This is a genomic window from Wenjunlia vitaminophila DSM 41686, assembly GCF_000380165.1.
GTDB lineage: Bacteria > Actinomycetota > Actinomycetes > Streptomycetales > Streptomycetaceae > Wenjunlia > Wenjunlia vitaminophila.
The window spans coordinates 64,734-88,559 of sequence record NZ_KB904658.1; the positions used below are offsets into that span (position 1 = coordinate 64,734).

At 74.5% G+C, this 23,826-nt stretch carries 24 protein-coding genes; 9 read left to right on the plus strand and 15 right to left on the minus strand.

Annotated elements, in window-relative coordinates:
- Nucleotides 1–50 precede the first annotated feature (50 nt).
- On the minus strand, nucleotides 51–209 hold the full coding sequence (locus A3IG_RS34525) for a hypothetical protein (protein WP_018383194.1): 159 nt from the start codon (nucleotides 207–209) through the stop codon (nucleotides 51–53).
- A gap of 257 nt (nucleotides 210–466) precedes the next feature.
- Between A3IG_RS34525 and A3IG_RS0108825 the strand changes: the two genes are divergently transcribed.
- On the plus strand, nucleotides 467–2,017 hold the full coding sequence (locus A3IG_RS0108825; RefSeq protein ID WP_018383195.1) for a DNA-3-methyladenine glycosylase 2: 1,551 nt from the start codon (nucleotides 467–469) through the stop codon (nucleotides 2,015–2,017).
- Complete coding sequence (locus A3IG_RS0108830; protein WP_018383196.1) at nucleotides 2,014–2,517, plus strand: methylated-DNA--[protein]-cysteine S-methyltransferase; 504 nt, start codon at nucleotides 2,014–2,016, stop codon at nucleotides 2,515–2,517. The genes A3IG_RS0108825 and A3IG_RS0108830 overlap by 4 nt, the downstream gene beginning before the upstream one ends.
- 39 nt (nucleotides 2,518–2,556) lie before the next feature.
- Here the strand turns inward: A3IG_RS0108830 and A3IG_RS0108835 are convergent, their stop codons facing one another.
- From A3IG_RS0108835 to A3IG_RS0108845, 3 genes are all read right to left on the minus strand, one after another.
- Nucleotides 2,557–3,183 carry a DUF305 domain-containing protein gene (locus A3IG_RS0108835; protein ID WP_018383197.1) on the minus strand — a complete coding sequence of 209 codons (627 nt, stop codon included), beginning with the start codon at nucleotides 3,181–3,183 and terminating at the stop codon, nucleotides 2,557–2,559.
- Between the two features lie 62 nt (nucleotides 3,184–3,245).
- On the minus strand, nucleotides 3,246–3,911 hold the full coding sequence (locus tag A3IG_RS0108840) for a DUF3105 domain-containing protein (RefSeq protein ID WP_018383198.1): 666 nt from the start codon (nucleotides 3,909–3,911) through the stop codon (nucleotides 3,246–3,248).
- A 97-nt stretch (nucleotides 3,912–4,008) separates the two neighbouring features.
- Nucleotides 4,009–4,551 carry a hypothetical protein gene (locus tag A3IG_RS0108845; protein WP_026220047.1) on the minus strand — a complete coding sequence of 181 codons (543 nt, stop codon included), beginning with the start codon at nucleotides 4,549–4,551 and terminating at the stop codon, nucleotides 4,009–4,011.
- A gap of 219 nt (nucleotides 4,552–4,770) precedes the next feature.
- On the opposite strand from A3IG_RS0108845, the gene A3IG_RS0108850 reads away from it, so the two are divergent.
- Nucleotides 4,771–6,276: a protein phosphatase 2C domain-containing protein gene (locus A3IG_RS0108850; protein WP_018383199.1), complete on the plus strand. Its 1,506-nt coding sequence runs from the start codon at nucleotides 4,771–4,773 to the stop codon at nucleotides 6,274–6,276.
- A gap of 96 nt (nucleotides 6,277–6,372) precedes the next feature.
- Here the strand turns inward: A3IG_RS0108850 and A3IG_RS0108855 are convergent, their stop codons facing one another.
- Together A3IG_RS0108855 and A3IG_RS0108860 are read right to left on the minus strand one after the other, a co-directional pair.
- Nucleotides 6,373–7,509 carry a methyltransferase gene (locus A3IG_RS0108855; RefSeq protein ID WP_018383200.1) on the minus strand — a complete coding sequence of 379 codons (1,137 nt, stop codon included), beginning with the start codon at nucleotides 7,507–7,509 and terminating at the stop codon, nucleotides 6,373–6,375.
- Nucleotides 7,510–7,775: 266 nt separating this feature from the next.
- Nucleotides 7,776–8,405, minus strand: coding sequence for a TetR/AcrR family transcriptional regulator (locus A3IG_RS0108860; protein WP_018383201.1), 630 nt, complete (start codon nucleotides 8,403–8,405; stop codon nucleotides 7,776–7,778).
- Between the two features lie 66 nt (nucleotides 8,406–8,471).
- On the opposite strand from A3IG_RS0108860, the gene A3IG_RS0108865 reads away from it, so the two are divergent.
- Complete coding sequence (locus A3IG_RS0108865) at nucleotides 8,472–8,993, plus strand: hypothetical protein (protein ID WP_018383202.1); 522 nt, start codon at nucleotides 8,472–8,474, stop codon at nucleotides 8,991–8,993.
- Nucleotides 8,994–9,063: 70 nt separating this feature from the next.
- Here A3IG_RS0108865 and A3IG_RS0108870 read toward each other — a convergent pair whose 3' ends face one another.
- Together A3IG_RS0108870 and A3IG_RS0108875 are read right to left on the minus strand one after the other, a co-directional pair.
- On the minus strand, nucleotides 9,064–10,143 hold the full coding sequence (locus A3IG_RS0108870; protein WP_018383203.1) for a DUF2637 domain-containing protein: 1,080 nt from the start codon (nucleotides 10,141–10,143) through the stop codon (nucleotides 9,064–9,066).
- Nucleotides 10,144–10,368: 225 nt separating this feature from the next.
- Nucleotides 10,369–11,169 (minus strand): (2Fe-2S)-binding protein, encoded by an 801-nt coding sequence (locus A3IG_RS0108875; RefSeq protein WP_026220048.1) that lies wholly within the window; start codon nucleotides 11,167–11,169, stop codon nucleotides 10,369–10,371.
- A 140-nt stretch (nucleotides 11,170–11,309) separates the two neighbouring features.
- Between A3IG_RS0108875 and A3IG_RS29070 the strand changes: the two genes are divergently transcribed.
- Nucleotides 11,310–11,948, plus strand: coding sequence for a GntR family transcriptional regulator (locus A3IG_RS29070; RefSeq protein ID WP_018383205.1), 639 nt, complete (start codon nucleotides 11,310–11,312; stop codon nucleotides 11,946–11,948).
- Nucleotides 11,949–11,969: 21 nt separating this feature from the next.
- Here the strand turns inward: A3IG_RS29070 and A3IG_RS0108885 are convergent, their stop codons facing one another.
- Nucleotides 11,970–12,704, minus strand: a complete 735-nt coding sequence (locus A3IG_RS0108885) for a hypothetical protein (RefSeq protein ID WP_018383206.1) — start codon at nucleotides 12,702–12,704, stop codon at nucleotides 11,970–11,972.
- 210 nt (nucleotides 12,705–12,914) lie between these two features.
- Nucleotides 12,915–14,633, minus strand: coding sequence for a PucR family transcriptional regulator (locus A3IG_RS0108890; RefSeq protein WP_026220050.1), 1,719 nt, complete (start codon nucleotides 14,631–14,633; stop codon nucleotides 12,915–12,917).
- Nucleotides 14,634–15,031: 398 nt separating this feature from the next.
- Here A3IG_RS0108890 and A3IG_RS0108895 point away from each other — a divergent pair, with 398 nt between their 5' ends.
- Genes A3IG_RS0108895 through pucD form a run of 3 tightly spaced genes read left to right on the plus strand, consistent with a single transcriptional unit; the run spans nucleotide 15,032 to nucleotide 18,843 of the window.
- The gene (locus A3IG_RS0108895) at nucleotides 15,032–15,919 is read left to right on the plus strand and encodes an FAD binding domain-containing protein (protein ID WP_018383208.1); all 888 of its coding nucleotides are present in this window, start codon (nucleotides 15,032–15,034) and stop codon (nucleotides 15,917–15,919) included.
- On the plus strand, nucleotides 15,910–16,458 hold the full coding sequence (locus A3IG_RS0108900; RefSeq protein WP_018383209.1) for a (2Fe-2S)-binding protein: 549 nt from the start codon (nucleotides 15,910–15,912) through the stop codon (nucleotides 16,456–16,458). The genes A3IG_RS0108895 and A3IG_RS0108900 overlap by 10 nt, the downstream gene beginning before the upstream one ends.
- A 3-nt stretch (nucleotides 16,459–16,461) precedes the next feature.
- Nucleotides 16,462–18,843 carry a xanthine dehydrogenase subunit D gene (gene pucD, locus A3IG_RS0108905; RefSeq protein ID WP_018383210.1) on the plus strand — a complete coding sequence of 794 codons (2,382 nt, stop codon included), beginning with the start codon at nucleotides 16,462–16,464 and terminating at the stop codon, nucleotides 18,841–18,843.
- A 55-nt stretch (nucleotides 18,844–18,898) separates the two neighbouring features.
- On the opposite strand, the gene A3IG_RS29075 is transcribed toward pucD, so the two are convergent.
- The 5 genes from A3IG_RS29075 to uraD all read right to left on the minus strand — a co-directional run bounded on the left by A3IG_RS29075 (nucleotide 18,899) and on the right by uraD (nucleotide 22,710).
- Nucleotides 18,899–19,267, minus strand: a complete 369-nt coding sequence (locus A3IG_RS29075; protein WP_018383211.1) for an STAS domain-containing protein — start codon at nucleotides 19,265–19,267, stop codon at nucleotides 18,899–18,901.
- Between the two features lie 234 nt (nucleotides 19,268–19,501).
- Complete coding sequence (locus A3IG_RS0108915) at nucleotides 19,502–20,869, minus strand: 8-oxoguanine deaminase (RefSeq protein ID WP_018383212.1); 1,368 nt, start codon at nucleotides 20,867–20,869, stop codon at nucleotides 19,502–19,504.
- A 69-nt stretch (nucleotides 20,870–20,938) separates the two neighbouring features.
- The gene (gene pucL / locus A3IG_RS0108920) at nucleotides 20,939–21,844 is read right to left on the minus strand and encodes a factor-independent urate hydroxylase (RefSeq protein ID WP_018383213.1); all 906 of its coding nucleotides are present in this window, start codon (nucleotides 21,842–21,844) and stop codon (nucleotides 20,939–20,941) included.
- Between the two features lie 3 nt (nucleotides 21,845–21,847).
- Nucleotides 21,848–22,198, minus strand: coding sequence for a hydroxyisourate hydrolase (gene uraH / locus A3IG_RS0108925; protein ID WP_018383214.1), 351 nt, complete (start codon nucleotides 22,196–22,198; stop codon nucleotides 21,848–21,850).
- A complete protein-coding gene (gene uraD, locus A3IG_RS0108930) occupies nucleotides 22,195–22,710 on the minus strand; it encodes a 2-oxo-4-hydroxy-4-carboxy-5-ureidoimidazoline decarboxylase (RefSeq protein ID WP_018383215.1) in 516 nt (171 codons plus the stop codon). The genes uraH and uraD overlap by 4 nt, the downstream gene beginning before the upstream one ends.
- A gap of 369 nt (nucleotides 22,711–23,079) precedes the next feature.
- On the opposite strand from uraD, the gene A3IG_RS0108935 reads away from it, so the two are divergent.
- A complete protein-coding gene (locus A3IG_RS0108935; protein ID WP_018383216.1) occupies nucleotides 23,080–23,805 on the plus strand; it encodes a hypothetical protein in 726 nt (241 codons plus the stop codon).
- Nucleotides 23,806–23,826 lie beyond the last annotated feature (21 nt).

A 23,826-nucleotide genomic window follows, 5' to 3' on the forward strand; every position in this document is an offset into this window, starting at 1 on the left:
CGGCGGCCCGCCGGGGCCGACCAGGCCCCGGCCCGCCGAACGCCCAGGGGTCACCCCGCGTGCTGGTTCATCCCCCGGGCCGGCTCCTCCGGGGAGTGCGTGCGGCGCCGCGGCGGATGCAGCGGACTGCCCTCGTGCCAGAACGAGTAGACGACGGTTCCGGCGCCGAGCGCGACGATGACGATTCCGACGATGATCGTGGCGGCCATGCCCTGTCCTCCTTGTGCGCACGGTGTGCTGTCCGGTGCGGGTGCCCGGCGGACGCCCGTACCTGGTGCCCGTGGTGCCTGTTCCCCGCTGTCACGCTCCTCGTGGTCACCGCTGGTGTACGTGCGGGATCTGCCCGTTACCCACCGCGTCCACACCTCGGGTGACCAATCTCTCCACATCCCGCCCAGACGGCTTGCGGTGACATGGTCCGAAATCCGCTAGTAGACAGCCCCGGCAGTGCCGCAGACTTGGCAACGTGATCGATGAAGAGACCGCCTACCAGGCACTACGCAGCAGGGACGCGCGGTTCGACGGCGTCTTCTTCCTCGGTGTCTCCACCACCGGCATCTACTGCCGGCCGAGCTGTCCCGCCGTTACCCCCAAGCGACCCAACGTCCGCTTCTACTCCTCCTCCGCCGCCGCCCAGGCCGCCGGGTTCCGGGCCTGCCGCCGCTGCCGGCCGGACTCGGTTCCCGGCTCCCCCGAGTGGAACGCCCGCGCCGACCTCGTGGGCCGGGCCATGCGCCTGATCGGGGACGGCGTGGTGGACCGCGAGGGCGTCAGCGGCCTCGCCCAGCGGCTCGGGTACAGCGCCCGCCAGGTCCACCGCCAGCTCACCGCGGAGCTCGGCGCGGGCCCCGTCGCGCTCGCCCGTGCCCAGCGCGCCCACACCGCGCGGGTGCTGCTCCAGACGACGAAGCTGCCGGTGACCGAGACGGCGTTCGCGGCGGGCTTCGCCAGCGTGCGGCAGTTCAACGACACCATCCGGGAGGTCTACGGCTACACCCCGAGCGAACTGCGCAACGCCGGCCGTCGGGCCGGGGACATGGCCGGGCCGGGGAACGCCTCCGCCGGGCTCGTCCCGCTGCGGCTGGCCCACCGCGGCCCCTACGACGTCGCCGGGATCTTCGACTTCCTGGCCGCGCGGGCGATCCCCGGCGTGGAGGAGGTCGTCGGCCCGCCCGGCGGTCGCACCTACCGGCGCACCCTGCGGCTTGACCGCGGTCCCGCGGTCGTCGAGGTGGACGAGGCCCGGCGCGCGACCTCCGGGCACTGGCTGGAGTGCCGGCTGCGCCTGGCGGGCCTGCGTGACCTGACCACGGCGGTGCGGCGGCTGAGGGCACTGTTCGACCTGGACGCCGATCCCCAGGCCGTCGCGGAACGCCTCGGCTCCGACCCGGTGCTCGGCGCGCTGGTGGCGGCCCGGCCCGGACTGAGGTCCCCCGGATCGCCCGACCCGCACGAACAGGCGGTGCGCGCGGTGCTCGGCCAGCAGATAACGGTGGCCGCGGCCCGCACCATCACGGCCCGGCTGACCCGGGAACTGGGCGAACGCCTCCCCGAGCCGGACGGCGGCCTCACCCACCTCTTCCCGGACGCGGCGACGCTGGCGGCTTCCGACCTGGACGTGCTGCCGATGCCGCACTCCAGGCGGCGGGCCCTGCGCGGCCTGGCCACCGCCCTCGCCGACGGCACGGTGCGCCTGGACCCCGGGGCGGACCGGGACGAGGCCGCGCGGGCCCTGCTGGGGCTCCCCGGGATCGGGCCGTGGACGGTCGGTTACATCAGGATGCGGGCGCTGAGTGACCCGGACGTGTTCCTGCCCACCGACGCAGGTGTCCGGCACGGGCTGCTGCGGACCGGCCGGCCCGGCGACCCCCGCTCGGCGGAGCTGGCCAGCCGCGCCTGGCGGCCCTGGCGCTCCTACGCCCTGCACCACCTGTGGGCGTGCGCGGCCCAGCGGCCCACCACACCGTCTGCCGGAGCACCATCCCCCACCACGGTCACGAGCGGAGAGGGACGTTGACGTACCCGACGGTCTACTGCACCACGATGCCCAGTCCACTGGGGGAGCTGCTGCTGGTCGGCCGGGAGACCGCCGACGGGTTCGCGCTGACCTCCCTGACCATGCCCGGGCAACGCGGCGGGGACGTCGCCCAGCCACTGTGGAACCGGGACGCCGCCCCGTTCACCGAGGCACGCAGGCAGCTCGACGCGTACTTCGCGGGGGAGGCCACGCGGTTCGACCTGCCGCTGGCGCCGAGGGGCACCCCGTTCCGGGAACAGGTGTGGCGGGCCCTGGACCGCATCCCCTACGGCGAGACCCTCACCTACCGCCAGCTCGCCGCGGCGGCCGGCGCCCCCGAGTCGGTCCGGGCCGTCGGCGGTGCGGTGGGTGCGAACCCCCTGTTGGTGATCAGGCCCTGTCACCGGGTGATCGGCTCCGACGGGGGCCTCACCGGGTACGCCGGCGGGCTGGACAACAAGCGCCGGCTGCTCGCCCTGGAAGGCGTCGCCCCGCACTGAGGGCCGGCCCGGTCCGGCCGACCGGACCGGGCCGGGCCCTCACGTCACCGGGTCGGAGCCCCGCTCCCGCAGCATGCCGTTCATCAGGTCGATCTCGGTCTTCTGCCCGTTGACCATGGTGCCCGCCAACCGGTCGATCTGCTTGTTGTCGGAGAGGTCCACCGCGCCCTGGGCCATGCTGACCCCGCCCTGGTGGTGCTTGATCATCAGTTGCAGGTACAACACCTCGGCGGCCCGGCCCTTCGCCGCGCGGAGCCGGTCCAGTTCGGTGTTGGTGGCCATCCCCGGCATCAACGAGCCGTCGTGCGGCTCGTACCCGGCGTGTGCCCCGTCGTGCTCACCGGCCATCCACGCCATCGGGGCGTTCCCGGAGGAGGGCCGCAGGCCCCACATGTCCAGCCAGCCCAGCATCATGCCGCGCTGGTTGGCCTGGGTGTTGGCGATGTCGTAGGCGAGCGCGCGCACGTCCTCGTCGTCCGTGCGGTCCCGGACGATGAAGGACATCTCCACCGCCTGCTGGTGGTGGACCGCCATGTCACGGCAGAACCCGGCCTCCACCGAACTGCTCCCCGGCGCGGCCCCGGCCTCGTCGCTGGAGTAGACGAGCACCGCCCCGACCGCCAGGCACAGCGCCAGCACGGCGCCGGCCACGGCGGGCCACCACACCCGTCGCCGGGGCGTCGTCACGTCGTCCCGGTCCTCGTCGTTCCGTGCCGCTGTCCCCCCGCTCACGGGGTCGGCTTCCCACCGGTGCAGGCCGCGCCGGGCTCCGGGGTCTGCTCACCCTGCACGTAGGTGTCGAGGAACTGCTGTATCCGCTTGTCCTTGGAGTTCTCCACGGTGAGCTGGTGCCCCCAGGCGGTCAGCATGATCGGGCCGGGCTGGTCCGGGTAGGGGCTCATGTAGGTGTACGGCGTCTTCTCCACCTTGGAGCTGAGCGCCTTGACGTCGGCGTCCGCCGCCTTGTCGTTGTAGGTGATCCACACCGCGCCGTGCTCCAGGCCGTGCACCGCGTTCTCGTTGCGCAGCGGCTTGTCGTAGACGATGGCGTCGCAGTTCTGCCACCGTGCGTCGTGCTTCCCACCGACCGGCGGCTTCATCGGGTAGTCCACGCTGTCCTTGACGTGGTCCCGGGCCAGGCCGCCCCAGGTCTTCTCCCCCGTGACCTGGACCTTCGGCTTGGCCGTGGATGTCGGTGAGGACTGCGGGTCGTCGTCGCCCGATGCGGAGGCGATGATCGCCCAGCCTCCGCCCACCATGCCCCCGACGACGACGACACTGGCGACGATGGCGACTATTCGGTTGCGGCGCTCGCGGGCCTGCTCGGCGCGGCGCATCTCCTCAGCTCGGGCCCTGCGGGCGGCGCTGTTGCCCTGCTTCTTGGCGGAACCCATGGGTACGTCCTTGTCCCCGCCGCGGGTCGGCGCGGCGGTACGGAGAGGGGTGGGGGGCGGATGCTGCGCGGGCGGGCGGGGCCGCCCGCGCGATCGGCTAGGTCCGCATCACCTGGAGCAGATGCAGATCGGGAGCGAGATCGGCGTCGGACAGGGGTCCGTCCGGGCCCGGCGCCGCGCCGGCCGGGGCCAGCGGGAGCCGTGGGGGAGAGGCCGGCGCCGGCTGGGGCGGGGGGCCGGGCAGCGTCGCGTCCGCGAGGTGCTCGGTGGGGCCGCTGCAGCCACTGCCGTGTCCGGCGCCGCGTTCGAACGGGGAGCACACCAGGGCGGGCCCGTACGCCCGGCCCGCCTCCGCCTCCGGCGCCGCGCCGGCCCCGTCCCTGCCCCCGTGCCCGGTGGCCCGTTGCCCGGTGACCGGGGTGACCGGACGGGCGGAGCGCTGCGGGTCCGCGGACACCGGGGGTGCCGCGGTGCTCGTTCCGGACAGCAGCCACGGGCGGGCCGCCGGGGTGGGAGGAGCCACCGCGCTGGTCCCCGAGCACACCGCCAGCGTCGCCAGCAGCGCGGCGAGCGCGAAGCCGAACACGACCACCCGGTGACGGGGGTCGGCGGTGCGGCGGTGGGGTCGGGTAGCGGTCATCGCGACAGATGGTAGCCAGCGGACACGGGGGATCGACCAGGGGTCAGCCCTCATCGGTACCCTCTCCCGCCCTCGTCCGTGGGTGAATGCCTCGAGTGCGCACCCCTCCCCCTCAACGAGGTCGCGCATTCCAGGGTGCCCGATGTCACGGAGTTCCGGGGCGGGTGGGTTTTCGCGTTCACCGCCCTCGGATGCCGTGCGGATGTGGACAATGGGGCCATGAGCACGCAGGGGGAACCGGGCCACCGAGACGAGGACGAGTGGTGGCAGCAGCTCTACGGCGCGCCGACCGGCGACACCGCGCCAGCGGACGGCGCCGACACCGTGGACGACCGCTTCGACGGCGTCCACACGATGATCAGTCCGCCTCGCCGGGAGACGGCGGAAGGACCGGCTACCGCCCGCGTCCCCTCCGCCGAGGGCACGGGCGCGCCGGCACAGCAGGCACCCCCCGCTGCCGGGGGAGCGTTCGGCCCGGCCCCCACGGTCGGCCCGGCGCCCGAGCCGACCCCCGAGCCGACCCCGGTCCACAGGCCCCAGCCCCCGGCGCCCCAGCCCCCGGCGCCCGCGCCCGGGGACCCGCACCCCGCGGGCCAGGGGGCCCACGATCCGGCCCCGCCGCCGGCGCAGCCGCCGGTCGAGCAGCCTCCCGCGCCGGAACCTCCCGCCGCGGAACCCCACGTCGTCGAGCCCGCCGCCGTGGCAACCCCCGCGCCGGCGGTGCCGCAGCCCAGGGACCCCCGGCTGTCGTCGTCCTTCCGGCTCGGCCCGGTCGCCCCGCCCGAGCCGCTGGCGCCGGCCGTCCACCCCGCCGGGGAACCGCCCTCCCACGTCGGTGACCGCCCGCCCACCTACGACCCGGAGCCCACGGCCTGGCCCACCGCCGACCCCGAGGACCTGGAGTCCCTGACCCCGGACACCGTCCTGGACGGCGCCCGGTACGGCCGGCTCACCGTGCGGATCGCCTCGGTCCGCGGTGACTCCGCCCGCTACCGGGGCGAGCCCCGCCGCGACGCGGTGCTCGCTGCCAGGTTCGGCGAGGCGGACGACGCGCTGGTGCTGCTCGCCGTCGCCTCCGGTTCCCGGTCCGCGGAGGGCTCGCACCGCGCGGCCCGGGAGGCGTGTCGGTGGATCGCCTCCGCCGTGGGCCGGCACAGCGAACGCCTGGCCCTGGACATCCGGTCGGCCAGGCGCGGCGCCCTGAAGTCCGGGCTGCACCGCCTCACCGACCGCTGCCTCGGCCAGCTCCGCCTGCACGCCCAGGAGGCGGGGCAGGATCCGGACGGCTCCCCGGCGTCGCTGCGCTGCCTCCTGCTCCCCGCAGATCCGCACTGCAACGTCCGGGTTTTTTTCGGGGTGGGGCCCGGCGGCCTGTTCCGGCTCCGGGAGGACCAGTGGCAGGACCTCGAGCCGCTGGCCCCCGGTGCCCGGGTCGTGCCGGGCACCGCCGGGGAGGTGCCCCCGGAGCCGGGCGCGGCTGGTGAGGTCGCCCCGCCGGCCTTCCGCTTCCGCGCCTCGGTGGCCCGGCCGGGCGACGCGCTGATGCTCTGCTCGGAGGGCATGGCCGCCCCGTTGCGCGGCGAGCCGGCCCTGGCCGCCGCCCTCGCCGAGCGCTGGGCGGCGCCCCACCCACCCCCCGGCCTCGCCGGCTTCCTCGGCGACGTGCAGATCCGGGTCAAGGGCTTCGCCGACGACCGCACCGCCTGCGTCGTCTGGGAGAGCTGACCGGGGGCCGGCTGATGGGCCGCCGAGCCGCCGGTGCACCCGGGCGGAGCGGCTCGAGGTGCCGGACCCGGGGCTGCCGGCCCCGGGTCGGAACGGTCAGGCGCCGGTCAGGCGCCAGAGCGACGTGACCTCCGCGGCGCGGGCGGCGTGGAGGGGAGCAGAGGGGTCCTTGGCGCGCGGGTGCCGCGGCGTGGTGTCGGTCCTGCCCACCACCCGCAGGCCCGCTGACTCGATCACGGCCAGGAGCTCGCGACGCGTCCTGAGCCCGAGGTGCTCGGCCAGGTCCGACAGGACGAGCCAGCCCTCACCTCCCGGTTCGAGGTGGCCGGCGAGCCCGTGCAGGAAGCCGTGGAGCATGGCGCCACCCGGGTCGTAGACGCCCCGCTCCACCTCGGAGCAGGGCCGGGCGGGAACCCAGGGCGGGTTGCAGACGACGAGGTCCGCGCGCCCGTCGGGGAAGAGGGCGGGGCCGACCACCTCGGCGCGCCCGGTGAGCCGCAACCGGCGCATGTTCTCGTGTGCGCAGGCCAGGGCACGCGGGCTGATGTCGGTGGCCACGACGTGGTCGAGTCCCCGGCGGGCCAGGACGGCCGCGAGCACCCCGGTCCCCGTGCCGACATCGAAAGCAACGGTTCGGCGAGCGGCGCGACGACCTGCCGGAGCGGGGAGCGGTGCCTGCGCGACGAGGTCGACGTACTCGCCCCTGACCGGGGAGAACACGCCGTAGTGCGGGTGGATGTGGGCACCGAGGGCCGGTACCCACACGCCCTTCCTGCGCCACTGGTGCGCTCCGAGCACGCCCAGCAACTCCGTGAGGGACACCGCCATGGGTGTGGACGGTGGACCGTACGCCTCGGTGCACGCGGCACGTACGTCGGGGGTCCTGCGCAGGGCCAGGGAGTGGTCGGCCTCCAGCAGCACCAGGAGCCTGCCCAGTACGCGGGCCCGGTGACTGCGGGCCCGGCGGTGCAGGTGGAAGGAACCTGCCGGCCCGTCACCCCGCCCAGGAGGCTTCCGGTCGATGCGGCGGCCCATGGCCCGCAGGAGTTGGCGTGCGTGGTGGAAGTCGCCCCGCCACAGCAGGGCCGTGCCTTCGCAGGCCTGGCGGTAGGCGGTGTCGGCCTTCACACGGTCATCGGCACTGATGACCCGGTGGGGAGGGGGAGTCGCGTTCTCGGAGTGCCAGCGGGCGGAACGGGGGGCGTTGCTCTCGGTCCAGTGGATCGTGGACACCACGTGCTCCTGGTGGTCGAACGTGCGGGGGCACAGGAGGAGCAGTTCGACGAGGAGCAGGCGGGCACCCGTGCCACTACGGCACGGGCACGAGCGTCGGGGTGGGCAGGGCTACCGCTCCCGCGTCGAAGCGCAGGAGGGGGAATCGCCGAGCACCATGCCGAGCGTCACGACCGGTCCTTTCCGGAGGACGAGGTCAAGAGACTCGCACAACCCGCCCCGGCGGGCAAAACGCGGCTCGGGGGGTGTCCCGGTCGTGGTTCCCCTCAGCCAGTGGTCGGAACGCCCGGGGGTGGGGTGCTCCCCGCGGGCGGTGCGCCCAACAGCGCGGCGGTGCACTCCTCGGCGAGGTCCTCGGCGTGGGCCGGCAGCGGTGTGCCGGCGCGCAGGTGGCGACGGACCAGCGACAGGGGGAGGTCCACCAGGGCGAGGGCGATCCGCTCGGTGGCCCGGGGGCCTTCGGCGCCCAGGCCCGTGGCGAGGGAGGTCACCGCGGCGCGGACGCGCTCGTTCCCGCGCTGGGCGCGGTGGACGTGCTCCGCGGACCAGTCGGCGCGCCCGAACTCGTCGGCGCCGTGCAGGAGGAGGGCCGCCTCCTGCGGGTGCGCGCGGCTCCAGCCGACGACGTGGCGCGCCGCGGCGCACCCCGCCCGCACCGGGTTGGCGGCGGAGTCCAGGGCCCCCAGGTAGCCGTCCTGGAACCGTTCCACGGTCCGCAGCCACACCTCGGCGAGCAGCGCGTTCCTTCCGGGGAAGCGGTGGTAGACCGAACCGCTCGGGGCCCCGACGGTCTTGGCGACCGCGGACATGGTCACCCCGGCGGGGCCGTGGGCCGCGGCCAGGCACACGGCGGCGTCGAGCAGCCGCGCGGTGTCGAAACGGGGTGGCCGGGCCATGGGCTGGAGGGTACTCTCCACAACAAATAGAGAGTGGTCTCTAGAAAGAAGCTGGGAGGGGTCAACGTGGCCGTCTACAACGTGCACGACCGCGTCCTGTCCGCGGGGGAGGACGCGGTGGGGGCACTGATCGACACGCTGTCCTCCGACGCGGACGTGCTGTGGCCGCACCACCGGTGGCCGGCGATGGAGTTCGACCGCCCCCTGGCGCCCGGGGCCGTCGGGGGCCACGGGCCGGTGCGTTACACGGTCGCCGCCCACGTCCCCTCGAGGTGGGTGCGGTTCACCTTCAGCGGTCCGCGTGGCTTCCACGGCTTCCACGAGTTCACCGTCCTGCCCGTGGACCCGGACCACACGTTGCTGCGCCACACCCTGGCAATGGACGCCCGTGGACCCGCCCGCCTCACCTGGCCCCTGGTCTGGCGCCCGCTGCACGACGCGTGCCTCGAGGACGGCCTGGACCGGGCGGAACTGGCCTGCACCGGCGCGGTGGCGCATCCGGCGCGCTGGGGCCGCCGCGTGCGTCTGCTGCGCCGACTGGCGCGCCGGGCGCACAGGGGCCGGCCGCGCGGGCCGTTGGGGTCCTGAGCCGTGCCCTTCCCAACAGGCTGAGGGCGGGTGCCGGCGACTGCCGACACCCGCCCTCATGCCGGCGGTATCACCCGAACTGCTGCTCGAGGTCCTTGAGTTTGCGTTCCAGGGAGTCCAGGCGGGGGAGGGTCAGCGTGTCGTCCTCTGCCGTCAGGTCGATGGAGTGCTCGCCCGAGGGGGACGGGTCCTTCTGCTGGACGGGGCGCAGGGCGCGGTGGCTGCCGGGCGACGGCTCCGCGGTCGTGGCGTGGGCGGGCTCGGGGAGCGCCGGGACCGGGGCGCCGCCAGCCGAGGTCGCCAGCGCCGCCTCCGGGCCGGCGACGGCCGGGAGCTGACGTCCTCCGGGCCGGGGCGGCCAGCGGCGGTGCTGACGGTTGAACGCCCGGATTCTGGCGCGCTCTGCCTTGTCCGCGGCGCGGCGCCGGAGCTGTTCCTGTTCCTTGCGGCGTTTGTCCTCGCGGACCTCCTCCACCGCCTCGTCCAGGCTGCGGACGTTCTCCAGCAGCATCAGGGACCAGGCGCGGAACGTCTCCCGGGGCGCGCGCAGCCAGCGGACGATCCTGATCTGGGGGAGGGGGCGCGGCACCAGGCCCTGTTCGCGCAGCGCGGCACGGCGGGTCTGCTTCAGCGCGCGGTCGAACAGGATGGCCGCGGAGAGGGACATCCCGGCGAAGAAGTGCGGGGCGCCCGCGTGGTCCACCCCGCGGGGGGCGTGCACCCAGTTGAACCAGGCAGCGGCCCCGGCGAAGAGCCACACCAGCATCCTCGAACCCAGTGCAGCGTCACCGTGGCTGGCCTCGCGCACCGCCAGCACGGAGCAGAACATCGCCGCCCCGTCGAGGCCGAACGGCACCAGGTACTCCCAGCCCCCGGAGAGCTTGAGGTTCTGCCGGCCGAAGCCGACCAGGCCGTGGAAGGAGAGCGCGGCGGCGACCGCGGCGCAGCAGAACAGCAGGACGTAGGACGCGATGCCGTACACCGTTTCCTTGCGCCGGCGGCGCTCCTCGCTTCTCTCCCAGGAGTCGGCGGGAGCCTCCTCATCGGCGTTGCGGCGCCGACTGCGCAGGAAGACCGCGAGTAAGGCGGCGAACGCCAGCGTGGTGCATCCGGTGAGGCCCCAGGCCAGCGGTGCGTCCGAGATGGTCATGAGAGGTTCCAGCCTCGCATTCCTTGAGGGCGTCGGGCGCGCACCATCTTGGCGGACAAGAGACTGGGCATAGAGCGTTTCGAGCTAGGGGACGGGAACGGGACGCCGCCGTTCTCGGCGTGGTCGACCGCGTGTTCGCCGTCGCTCGAACGGCCGGACGGGGTTTCCGGACAGGTGGGCAGCGGGGTGGTCCGGGGTGGTGGCGCGGGCGTCGGTGGCGTCGCGTCAGCTCGCGACCAACCGTTCGGAACGCTGGCTCTCGCAGCTCCTCGGGCAGGTCGCGCAGACCTCTTCGGGCCGCAGCGTGTAGTACAAGCAGCAGCTCAGACGGGTGCGGGCGTGCTGGGGGTAGGCCCCGGAGGGCGTGGGTGCCGGCTGTAGGTCGGCGTTCCCGACGAACGGGGGGGTGCGTCCGGGGAGCAGCGCGGCCAACGCTGCCGCGGCGCGATCCTCCTCGTTGAAAAGATGGCCGAGATACCACAGGCTCTCGATCAGCTCGTCGGTCGCCATCCCCCACAACGCTCGTGGGCCGCGGCGCATCCGTGGCCGAAAAGCGGCCAACAACGGCTCCAGGTGCTCGGCCACCGCTGCCCGGAGGGCCCCGCGCAGGGCCTCCTCGTCGGGAACGACCCTGGCCCCGGGCAGTCGGGCGGCCGGGTCGCCGGGCAGGCAGGAGAACTCCCTGATCTCCACGGTCATCCGGTGCTCGCTCCGGTTCACCGAGACCCGCTCCGGGGGCAGCCGCGGCACGCGCCGGTCCAGGAACCAGGGCACCGACATCAACAGGCAGGCCGGCCAGGCGTAGCGGTGCAGCGCGAAGCTCGCCGCCACGTCCGGCCGCAGGGGCGTCCCGTAGAGCCGTTCCCCGTCGGCGGCCTCCAGCGCGATCAGGGCGTCGAGCGCCCCCGCGTCCTCGGCGAGCGCGGTGGACGGCGTCCAGCCGCCCCCGGAGCGCGGCGGACCCTGATGGACGCGCAGCCCGGGGAACGCCGAACTGAGTCGGGCGTAGCAGTCCACGAATGGCATCGTTCGATCACCCGCTGAAGGCCGTACGGTGTTCGAGTGAACAGGTAAGGCTTACCTTAACGGATCACCGTTGAACGCGCCTTCCCGGACGCTGGTGACATTCTGGGGCGGCAACGGGGGACGGCTGGAAGGAGACCGGGGTGGACTCGGCGGAACGGCCAGGGCGACCGCGTCGCCACTCGGTGCGGGGACAGGTGCTGAGCGCCCTGCGGGACGCGCTGGCCTGCGGGGAACTGGAGGCGGGGCGGGTGTACTCCGCCCGCGCGCTGGCCGTGGGGTTCGGGGTGTCGGCGACCCCGGTGCGCGAGGCGATGGGCGAGCTCGCCCGCGAGGGCGCGGTGCGGACCGTGCCCAACCGGGGGTTCCTCGTGGTGGGGCGCAGCGACCGGGAGCTGGCCGAGCTGGCGGAGGTGCGGGCGCTGCTCGAGGTGCCGGTGGTGCTGCGCCTCGCCCGCAGCGTCCCTCCCGAGCGGTGGGCCGGTCTGCGCCCCCTCGCCGACGCCACGGTGGAGGCGGCGGCGTCCGGGGACCGGGCCGCCTACGCCGACGCCGACCGCCGCTTCCACGGCGCGCTGCTGGCCCTGTCCGGCAACGGCCAACTGGTCGCTGTCGCCTCGGACCTGCACCGGCGTTCCCGCCTCCCGGACCGCGCCGCCGACCTGGTGGCCGACGCGACGGAACACGCGGTGCTGCTCGAGGCGTTGGTCGCCGGGGAGCTCCAGACCGTGGAGGCGCTGGTCCGGGAGCACTTCGCGGGCGCGGTGCCCCCGGCGTGGTGACAGGCCGCCGGGCGGGCTGGTTCAGGCCGCGAGTTGGGCGGAGAGCCAGACGGGGATTCCACCGAGGAGCTGGACCAGGCGACTGGCCTCGGCCCTGAGGCGGGAGGCGTCCGGTTCCGGATGGGCGTCGGCGAGGGCGCTCAGCGCCGGGGCCACACCCACCAGGTACCCGAGGGACTCCCGCAGCCGCAGGGACTCGGTGAAGCCGTGGCGGGCCTCGTCCAGGTTGCCGTCCTGGAGGGCGAGGCCGGCGAGGTGACGCCAGGTGAACGAGGTCAGCAGCGCGTCGCCGCGGGCGGTGGCGCCGGCGTGGGCACGGCGGTAGGCGGCGCGGGCGGCCGGGGCGTTGCGGGCCAGGTGTTCGGCCATCAGTCCGCGGCGGAAGTCCAGCAGCGGGCGGCCCGGGGAGTCCGGCTCCAGCAGGGCGGCGCTGCGGCCCAACGCGGCCCGCGCCTCGTCCGCCCGGTCGCGGACCCCGAGGACGGTGGACGCGTAGGCCAGGTAGCCGCGTTCACAGGCGGCTTCCCCCCGCTCGGCGTCGGTGCGGGCCACCGCCTCCGCGAGTCGCAGGGCGTCCTCCGCCTCGCTCCACCCCGCCGAGGTGAACATGCACTGCTCCACGAGCAGCGCGGTGCGTTGCAGGGCGACACGCGGCTCCGGCGCGCCGTCCATCGAGTCCTTCAGCAGCCGGGCGGCCTCGGCCCAGCACCCACGCGACCTCAGCCGCCATACGTCCGCCTCGGCGGTCTCCCCCACAGCCAGCCCCTCCCGGTACGAGCAACGCCGGTGTTGTCCGCAATGTGCGAAGTGCAGCACGCTCCCGGCCCGAAGCCAAGAGGGTGCCGACCCCGTAGCTGATCAAATATGACATGGGTCACGTGTTCGCGTCGTCGGGGGGTGGCCGCGGCGCATTCGGACCACCGGTTCGGGGGAGGGCGCCGGTCCCAGGGCGCCGGCGACTTACGTTCAGCGCATCCGCAGCGCCAGGTAGAAATCCAGCCGATCCTCGAGACGGGACAGATCCCGGCCAGTGAGCTGCTCGATCCGGCCAATCCGGTAGCGCAGGGTGTTGACGTGCACGTGCAGCCGGTCGGCGCAGCGGGTCCAGGACCCGTCGCACGCCAGGTACGCCTCCAGGGTGGGCACCAGACCCGACCGGTGCCGGCGGTCGTAGGAGGCGAGCGGCTCCAGCAGGCGTGCGGTGAACGCCCGTCGCACGTCGTCCGGCACGAACGGCAGCAACAGCACGTGGGACGCCAGCTCCTCGTGGCCCGCCGCGCAGACCGCCCCCGGACGGGCCGCGGCCACCCGCCGGGCGTGCCTCGCCTCCTCGAGCGCCCCCCGCAGCCCCTCCGCGGAGTGCACCACTGCGCTGACCCCCAGGGTCAACCGGCCCTCGTCGGCCAGCCCGCGGGTGAGGGGGGCCTCCAGCGCCGCCAGCAGGTCGGCGGCGCGCAACCCGGCCCCGCCCCCCGGGACCGGGGCCGCCCCGTGGTTCCCCCGGACCGGGGTGGAGGACGGCGGCACCTGGGGCGTCGGCGCCGACGGCAACGGGATCAGGGCGACGGCCTCCACCGCGTCATGGGCCACCGCGATGCGCTCGGCGAGGTCCTGGCCGCGTCGACCGGGTTCGGCGAGCGCCTCCTCGAGTAGCGGTTGGGCCAGGGCCCCGGCCGAACCCGGCGGGACGCCGCGCCACTCGACGGCGGCCACCACCACCTGCCAGTGCGGCACCGCCGCCACGCCGGGCAGCAGCACCGGGGCGGCCACCCGCAGCCGGGCGGCGATGTCGGTGGGGGCGGCCCCGTCCCGCACCAGACCGAGGACCTGCTGGGCGAGGCGGCGGCGCACGGTGCGGGACGCCTCGCGCCGGTCCCTTTCCGCCGCGACCAGACGTGCCACCTCGTGCACCAGGTCCAGGCGCTCCCTGGGCCAGTCGGCGCTGTCCGCGGCCACCGCGAGCAGCCAGTCGGAGAGCACGGGGGCCCGCCGCGGGTCCCCGTGCTCCTGCCCCCCGCGGTCGCCGGTGACCGGGAACAACGAGTACCCCTTCCCGTCCGCCCGTGCGCGGTGCGGCACCGGCCGGCCCCGCCGCCGGGCGGAGAGCAACTCGCCGGCGAGTTGGGTGGCGACCTGGTCGGGCAGCGCGGGCCGCACCCCGGCGATCCTGCGACCGATCGGGGACAGCACGTGCACGTGCAGGTCCAGGTCGGTGCGGAGCAGCCCGAGGACGGCGTCGAGCCCTCCGTCCTCGGCGCCGGAGGAGACCAGCCGGCGGTGCCGCACCACCACCCCGGCGAGGTCTCCGGCGCGCTCCGCGGAGATGCGCCGGGCCACGTGCTCGGTGATGACCGCGAACGCCACCTTCTCGTCCACGGCGAACAGCGGGAGCCGGTGCTGGTCGCAGGCGCGCACCAGGTCCCCGGGGATGCCGGCCTGCTCGGCCTCGCCGGCGGCGAGACCGGCCACCCCCGCGGCGACCAGGATGCGGACGAACCGTTCGGAGTCCTCCGGCTCCTGACGCCAGGCCAGGCCCGTGAGGACCAGTTCGCCACCGCTGAGGTAACGGGAGGGGTCGCGCAGGTCAGTGGTCATCACCCCGCGGACCGTGCGGTCCAGTTCCGTCTCGCCGGCCAGCAGGCGCAGACCCAGGAGGTCGGTGTCCAGCAGTGCCCGCAGCCGCATCGTCTCCCCGTCCCGGCCCCGCCAGGGGTGCCCGTTGGTGCTGTCCGCGGTCACCGTCGTCCACCGGCGTCCGTGGCCCCCGCGCCGGGTCGGCCGGGTTCGGACCGGCGCGGTTGACCCGTCGCCCGTAGACGGTGCCATCCCGCGCGCCCACCTGGGTCCGTTCGGTACCGCCAGCTTTCCGTCCCGGTGGATTGGGAGGAACCTACAAGGAGACGCGTCGGGTTCCGTGGGCGCTTCATGGCTTCGGTGACTGCACCCGAACGGCCCCGGCCCTGTGTACTGGCAGCACCCCCCAGGAAACACAGTCCCCACCCGACCGCGGCGGCCACCGGCGGAAGACCGCCCGGCGGCCACGGCGGCCCCCAGTCACCGACCACCGCACCGGGAGGGCGGCCATGGAGTTCCTGCGTCCCGCGGACTGGACGGAAGCGCTCGCCGCCAAGGCGGCGCACCCGTCGGCCGTGCCCATCGCCGGAGGCACCGACGTCATGGTCGAGATCAACTTCGGCCTGCGCCGTCCGGATGCCCTGATCGACCTCAACCGGATCGTCGAACTGCGGGAGTGGGAGGTCGGCGCGGACACGGTGCGGCTGGGCGCCGCCGTCCCGTACTCCCGGATCATCGACGAGCTCCCCACCGAACTGCCGGGCCTCGCCCTGGCCGCCCACACCGTGGGGTCCCCGCAGATCCGCAACCGGGGCGGTGTGGGCGGCAACCTCGGCGCGGCCTCACCGGCCGGGGACTCCCACCCGCCGCTGCTGGCCGCGGGCGCCGAGGTCGAGGTGGCCTCGGTGCGCGGCACCCGCCGCATCCCGGTGGAGGAGTTCTACACCGGCGTCAAGCGCAACGCCCTCGCGCCGGACGAACTCATCCGCTGCGTGCACATCAAACGGGCCGACGGGCCGCAGCAGTTCTCCAAGGTCGGCACCCGCAACGCCATGGTCATCGCCGTGTGCGCGTTCGGTCTCGCGCTGCACCCCGCCACCCGGACGGTCGGCACCGGCCTGGGTTCCGTGGCGCCCACCCCCGTGCGGGCCGGCGCCGCGGAGCGCTTCCTGGAACAGGCCCTGGACGAGGCCGGGCTGTGGGACAGCGGCGGGGTGGTGCCGCCCGCGGTCGCGGGGAAGTTCGCCGACCTGGTCGTGGCCGCGGCGAACCCCATCGACGACGTGCGGGGCACCGCGGGGTACCGGCGGCACGCGCTGGCCGTGCTGGCCCGCAGGACCCTGGACTGGGTCTGGGACGAGTACCGGGGTAAGGAGTGGGGACGGGCATGCGCGTGAGCTTCACCGTCAACGGACGCCGGCACGAGGCCGACGACGTGTGGGAGGGCGAGAGCCTGCTGTTCGTGCTGCGCGAACGGCTCGGTCTGCCCGGCTCCAAGAACGCCTGCGAGCAGGGCGAGTGCGGCTCCTGCACGGTGCGCCTCGACGGCGAGGTGGTGTGCGCCTGCCTGGTGGCCGCCGGCCAGGCGCAGGGCCGCGAGGTGCGCACGGTGGAGGGGCTCGCCGACGGGGCCGGTCCCCCGGGCGGGCTGGCCCCGATCCAGCAGGCGTTCGTCGACGCGGGCGCCGTCCAGTGCGGTTTCTGCACCCCGGGACTGCTGGTCACGGCGGACGCCCTGCTGGAGCGGCAGCCGTCCCCGTCGGACGCGGACATCAGGGAGGCCCTCTCCGGGAACCTGTGTCGGTGCACCGGCTACGAGAAGATCCTGGACGCGGTCCGGCTGGCCGCGGCCCGGTCCGCCGCCGGGGCGGCCCCGACGGCCCCGGGGCCCGAAGCCCCGCCCGCGCCCCGGTCCGAGCCGGAACCGGGGGAGTGACCCGTGGACATCCTGCGCACCCCCACTGACCTGGCCCAGCGGGGCCACGGCGGCGTCGGCGAGAGCGCCTCGCGCCCGGACGGCGTCCTCAAGGTGACCGGCGAGTTCGCCTACGCCTCCGACCTGTGGGCCAGGGACATGCTGTGGGGCCACACCCTGCGGAGCCCACACGCGCACGCCGAGATCGTCTCCGTGGACACCACCGAGGCCCTGTCCGTCCCCGGGGTGCACGCGGTGCTGACCCACGCCGACCTGCCCGCGGCCACGCACTACGGACTGGAGATCCCCGACCAGCCGGTGCTCGCCGGGGACGTGGTGCGGTACCACGGCGAGCCGGTGGCGCTGGTCGCCGCCGACCACCCGGAGACCGCCCGGCGGGCCGCGGCCAGGATCAGGGTCGAGTACGCGGAACTGCCGCTGGTGACCGACGAGTCCACGGCCACCGCCCCCGGGGCGCCGGTGCTGCACCCGAACCGGAGCGACCACTACGCGGACCGGGTTCCGCACCCCAACGTGGTGCACCACCAGCCGGTGCGGCGGGGCGACCTGGCCGCCGCCAAGGCCCGGGCCGAGGTGGTGGTCACCGGCGAGTACGAACTCGGCATGCAGGACCAGGCGCCGCTGGGCCCGGAGTCCGGACTGGCCGTGCCCGCCGAGGACGGCGGGGTGGACCTCTACGTCGCCACCCAGTGGCTGCACGTGGACCGCGAGCAACTCGCGCCGGTGCTCGGGCTGCCCAGGGAACTCGTGCGGCTGACCCTGTCCGGGGTGGGCGGTGCCTTCGGCGCCCGCGAGGACCTGTCCATGCAGGCCCACGCCTGCCTGCTGGCGCTGCGCACCGGGCGGCCGGTGAAGATGGTGTACAGCAGGGACGAGTCGTTCGTGGGCCACGTCCACCGGCACCCGGCGCGGCTGCGGTACGAGCACGGGGCGACCAGGGACGGCCGGTTGGTGTACGTCCGGGGCCGGATCGTGCTGGACGGAGGGGCCTACGCGTCGTCCTCCCCGGCCGTGGTCGGCAACGCGGCCTCGCTCGGCCTCGGACCGTACGTCTGCGACACCGTGGACATCGAGGCACTGGCGCTCTACACCAACAACCCGCCCTGCGGCGCGATGCGCGGGTTCGGGGCCGTCCAGGCGTGCTTCGCCTACGAGTCCCAGATGGACCGGCTCGCCGCGGAGCTGGGCATGGACCCGGTCAGCCTGCGGCAGCTCAACGCCATGTCCCAGGGCGCGACCATGCCCACCGGGCAGCCGGTGGACGCGCCGGCCCCGGTCGCCGAACTGCTGCGCCTGGTCCGCGACCGGCCGTTGCCGCCACCCCGGCAGTGGGAGACGGCGGTGGGGACCGGCACCGGCTTCGACCTGCGGGCGCTGCCCGGGGGACTGTCCAACACCACCCGGGGCGAGGGGGTGGTCCGCGGCGTCGGCTACGCGGTGGGGATCAAGAACGTCGGCTTCTCCGAGGGGTACGACGACTACTCCACCGCCCGGGTGCGGCTGGAGGTGGTGAACGGCGAGCCCGTGGTGCTGGTGCACACCGCGATGGCCGAGGTGGGCCAGGGCGGGGTCACCGTGCAGGCGCAGATCGCCAGGACCGAGCTCGGTGTCGCCAAGGTGGTGCTCCACCCCGCGGACACCCGGGTGGGCTCGGCCGGCTCCACCTCGGCGTCCCGCCAGACGTACATGACCGGCGGCGCGGTGCGGAACACCTGCCTGCTGGTGCGCGAGGAGGTGCTGCGGCTCGGCCGGGAGCGGCTCGGCGACACCCACCCGGGGTGGCGGGGCGACGGGCTGTGGCTGCGCGACGGGGCGGTCGTCACCGCTGGGGGTGAGGTCCTCGCCGACCTGGCCCAGGTGTTGGGCGACGACGTGATCGATCTCGAGCGGGAGTTCCGACACCGCCCCACCGAACCGTTGGACCCCGAGAACGGTCAGGGCTTCGGACACGTGCAGTACTCGTTCTGCGCGCACCGGGCGGTGGTCGAGGTGGACGCCGAACTGGGCCTGGTCAAGGTCGTCGAGCTGGCCGCGGCGCAGGACGTGGGCCGGGCCATGAACCCGCAGGCGGTGGTGGGCCAGATCCACGGGGGGAGTGTGCAGGGACTGGGGCTCGCGGTGATGGAGGAGATCGTCGTCGCGGACGGCGCCCGGGTGCGGAACCCGTCGTTCACCGACTACCTGATCCCCACCATCCTGGACACGCCCACCATGCCGGTGGACGTCCTGGAGCTGGCCGACGAGCACGCCCCGTACGGGTTGCGCGGGATCGGTGAGGCCCCGACGCTCTCCTCCACCCCCGCGGTGGTCGCCGCGATCCGGGCGGCGACAGGTCTGGCCCTGCGTCGGGTGCCGGTCCGGCCGGAACACCTGACGGGTACCTGAGGCGGTCCTTCGGCGGCGCTCCCAGCGCGGTCGCCGGTGCCGGGTGCCGTCGCGGTCAACGTGCCGACCGCGACGGCACCGGCTCCATCGAGGCCAGGGCGGTGGCCACGTCCGGGTAGATCGAGAACGAGTCCAGCAGGTCCACCAGCCGCAGGATGCGCAGCAGGAAGGGACTGGTGATCACCAGGCCGAGCTGGCCGTCCGACTCCAGGGCCCGGACCCTCGCCCGGACCAGGGCGGTCACCCCGCGGCAGTCCATGAACGTGACCCCCCTGAGGTCCACCACCACCCGGGGGCGCGGCCCCTGGGTCGCCGCGTCCAGGGAGCGGGTCGCCTCGGGCGCCGTGGACAGGTCGATCTCCCCGGACAGCTCCACCACCGTGGTGCCGTCCGGACTGACCCTCACCACCGGATACCGCACCATGGGGCCGCTCCCTCCAGTCGCCGCCCCTGTGCTCCAGACACTTCATTCTCGCCTCTTCGCGCAAGAAATCAAGTGATAAGCGGAGCAATCGGGCGATAACGGGAAAATGCCTCGACTGTCCAGGGGGTGTCCGCCTCCCGCGGGGGCGGTCCCACGGCCGGGCCAGTGGGCGCGGCTCCGCCGCGAGCGGCCCGTTCGGTACCGTCCGGCGCCCCCGGCCGCGTCCGTGGTCGCTCAGCCGGCCAGCTCGGCCAGCCGTGTCGCCTCCCGCCGGGCCCGCCCGGCCACCGTCTCCTCGTCCACCGTGGTCAGCCGCCCGTCCCGCACCACAGGACGTCCGTTGACCAACACCAGCGTCAACGGGGCCGGGGCCCCGAACACCAGAGCGGCTACCGGGTCGTCGATGGTGGAGTGCCCCAGGCCGTCCAGCCGCCACAGCGCCAGGTCCGCGAGCTTCCCCGGCTCCAGGGAGCCGAGTTCCTCCTGCCGGCCCAGCACCCGGGCCCCGCCGATGGTGCCGAGCCGCAGTGCCTGCCGGGCCGACATCGCCCTGGCGCCCCCGGCCAACCGGTGCACCAGCAACGCGGTGCGCAACTCGGTGTGGAGCTCCCCGGCCTCGTTGGACGCGGTGCCGTCCACCCCGAGGCCGACCGGGACGCCGGCGGCCAGCATCGCCGGCACCCGGGCCGTACCCGCGCCCAGCCGGGCGTTGGAGGACGGGCAGTGCGCCACCCCGGTACCCGTCCGGGCGAAGGCCGCGATGTCCGCGTCGCTCATGTGGACGCAGTGCGCCATCCACACGTCGTCACCGAGCCATCCGGTGTCCTCGAAGTGCTCGGTCAGCCCCACGCCGAACAGCCGCCTGCAGAACTCGCCGTCCTGCTCGTGCTCCGAGCCGTGGGTGTGCAGGCGAACGCCCCTGCGCCGGGCAAGCGCCGCTGCTTCGCGCAACAGTTCGGAGGAGACGGAGAACGGTGAGCAGGGAGCCACGGCCACCCGCACCATCGAGTCCGGGGACGGGTCGTGGTGCGCGTCGATGGCCGCCTCGGTGGCGCGCAGCGCCTGCTCGGTGGACTCCACCGCGAAGTCCGGCGGCAGCCCGCCCGAGGAGGCGCCGAGGTCCATCGAGCCGCGGGCGGGGTGGAACCGCACCCCGAGCTCCGCGGCGGCCCGCACCTGCGCGCCGAACAGGTCGCCCGAGCCCTCGGGGAACACGTAGTGGTGGTCGGCGGCGGTGGTCACCCCACCGCGGACCATCATCGCCAGGGAGGCCTGTGCCGCGGTGTGCACCATGGGCTCGTCTATCCGCGCCCAGACCGGGTACAGGGCCACCAGCCACTCCAGGAGGTCGGCGTCCTGGGCGAGTCCGCGGGTGAGCCACTGGTAGTTGTGGTGGTGGGTGTTGACGAGGCCGGGGGTGGCCAGGTGCCCGGAGCCGTCCACCCGCTGCGCCGCCCCGTCCACGGCCGGCGCGGGACCGGGGCCGACCGACTCGATCCGGTTGCCGGCGACCACCACGTGGCCGCTGGCGTACTCGGTGTCGTCGGCGTCGACGGTGGCGACGGCGCAGTTCTCTATGACGATCCGCTCGGGCGCGGCCATGGCCGGTCTCCGCTCTCTCACAGGGGCTGGGACGTGCGACGGGTCGGGGGCCGGGCTGCCGCCAGGGGCCTACTCCTCGGGTATCCCCGCCTCGGCGCCCTCCCGCAGCACGGTGCCCTCTATCAGGCCGTACGGCCGGTCCGCGGCGAAGTAGACCTCGTTGTCGTTCTTGAGCCCGAACGGCTCGAGGTCCACCAGGAAGTGGTGTTTGTTGGGCAGCGAGAGCCGCACCTCGTCCACGGACGGGTTGTTCTCGATCACCTGGGCCCCCATCCGGTACAGCGTCTGCTGGAGGGAGTGGCTGTAGGTCTCCGCGAACGCCTCCAGGAGGTCCTGCGTGGCCCGGGCGTGCACGGCGTCCCAGGCCGGCTCGGGCCCGTCCCCCTCCCCGGTCCAGCCGTACCTCCACAGGGCGTTGACCTCGGTGGCCAGCACCCGGTCCGACGCCTCGGCCAAGGTCGTGTACCGGTCCCTGGGGTAGCCGCGGAACTCCGAGTCGGTGGAGTTCAGCACGGTCAGCCCGGAGAGTCCGGACAGCACCTGGTACCGCTGTCCGTCGTCGGTCACCCGGCAGACCCGCACCTGCCGGCCCTGGCGGACGAACGAGTGCCCCGCGCCCCCCCGGGCGGCGCTGCGCGAGTCCGCGGTGATCCGCTCCCAGGCGTACTCCTCGACCCGCACGCTGGCCCGCCGCACCGAGGGCTGGCTGGTCACGAAGTGGCGGGCGAGGCGCAGCGCGAACGCCTCGGCCGAGGGTATGCCGTGTTCCTTGGCGAACGCGTACACGGTGTTCTTCATCGTGTCGGTGGGCAGGACCCCGGTGTTGTCCCCGGTGAGGTACGTCTGCTCCAGGTCCCCGGCCAGCGCGATCGAGACGTTGAGGTCCTTCAGGTGGTGGGTGGCGCCGTCCCTGGTGACGCGGACGACGCGGGTCTCCGCCTTGCCGTGACCGGCGGGCCCCAGAACGGTGGCCATGGATCAGCTCCCTCGGTAGGTGGAGTAGCCGAACGGGTTGAGCAGCAGCGGAACGTGGTGGTGTTCCCCGGTGGCCAGGGCGAACTCCACGGTCACTTGGGGGAAGAAGCTCCGCCCCCGGGTCTGGGCGAGGTAGGGCGCCACCGCGAAGCGCAGCCTGGCGAGACGGGCGTCGGGGCTCACCGCGGGGAAGTCCGCGCACCTGCCGTCCTGGTCGGTGGCGGAGGTCGCGTACCAGGACCACGCCTCGTCGCCGGACCGGACGGACAGTTCCACGGTGATCCCGGCCGCGGGGTGGCCGGCGCTGGTGTCCAGCACGTGGGTGGAGACCGTGGTGTCGCGCTGCGGGGTCATCGGGCACCTTCCTGCTGTGCGGCTTCCTGCCGTGCGGCGAGCCGGACGAGCCGGAGCCGGTTGATCCTGCCGAGTTCGGCGCGGGCGATCTCCCGTTCCCGCTCCGCGGGGTTGCCGAGGCGCTCCCGGAGGGCGGCGAGCATCTCCTCGCCGCCGCGGCCGGTGGCGCAGATCAGGAACACGTGGCCGAAGCGTTGCCGGTACTCCTCGTTGAGCCGGAGGAACTCGGCGCGCTGGGCGTCGGCGACCCCCCCTTGCTCCGCCGCGGACACCGGGTCCCCGGGCCGGGGCCGACCGATCGGGGGGTGGCCGGCGAACGCCTCGTCCAGGTCCGCGCCCACCAGCTCCGCCGTGGCCAGGTCGGACGCGGCGAGCAGCGCCGCGAGGTCCGGGTAGGGACGCGCGGTCAGCACGGCTCGCGCCCAGGCCCGGCTGGCGCACACCTCGCGCAGCAGCCCGGCCGCCCTGTCGTCGCCGGCGTCGTTCAGCCAGGCGGTGGTACCGCCGGACACCCGCACCTCCTCAGCCCCGGGGCAAGTCGTCGAGGAAGCCGCCCGGGGCCGGGCGTCGAGGTCGAACGGCCCGGTCCAGTCCCGATCACGATGCTTCGCTGCCGTCAACGTAACCCGTTCGCCCGCTGATGAAACGTCACCTCCACGCGCGCTCGAGCGTGTACCCGTCGGAGCCCGCCGCTCCGGGTCCGCAGCCGGGGCGAGCGCCACCCGGCGCCCGGCACCGCCCCGGGAACCGGGGGGGCGGACCCATGGCAGATGTGGGTGGTGCCGACGGCACAGGTTGACCGACCCCGTTCCCTTCAACCCCGTGGTCAGGGAGCATGGGGGCCACACCGCCGAAGCCGAGCGACACCCAGGAGTCCAGCCATGGCAGAGAGCGTTCCGGTGCGCTGCCCGGCCTGCCGCCGCGAGCACTCGTTCACGCCCGCCACGTTCCCCTGTGCCTGTGGGGCGCCGCTCACGGTGCCGCTGCTGCGCGGCGGGATACCGGTCCAGGTGCGGCACCGGACCTGGGAGGACTCGTGGGTGACGATGCGCTGCCCGACCTGCGGACGTGCCGACCAGTGGCCCCAGCCCGAGTTCGGCTGCGCCTGCGGGGCGACGGTCCGGCTTCCCGTGGACACCTCGAGTCGTGGCCGGCGGCCGGCGCCGGGACCTGCCGGGCCGCGCCGCCCCGCCGCCGCGCCCCTGCCCGCGCTGCGCCCGCCGTTCCACCCGGTGACCATCCGCACCGCGGCCGACACGATCACCGCCGCCGTGCAGTACCTGAAGTGGCTGGGGTTCGCCGAGGTGCGGCCGAACGAGGACCGGACCCGCAGCGGCATCGACGTGCGGGGCAAGGGCATCGTCGCCCAGGTGGACGGCGACATCAGGCCGGCGGCGCTGCGGGACATCGAATGCCTCTGGCTGAACAGTCTCAACGAGGACGTCGCCGGCGCCTTCTTCGCGCTCGCCGGGTACTCCAGGGACGCCAGGATCCGCGCCGAGCAACTCTCCATCCCGCTGTTCGTCCTCGACCTCACGGGCACCCCGCAACCGGTCAACGAGGCCGCGGAGCACCTGATCCGCGCGGGTGCCCCGACCACCCCGTGAGGGGCGCCGGTGCCGCGCGGC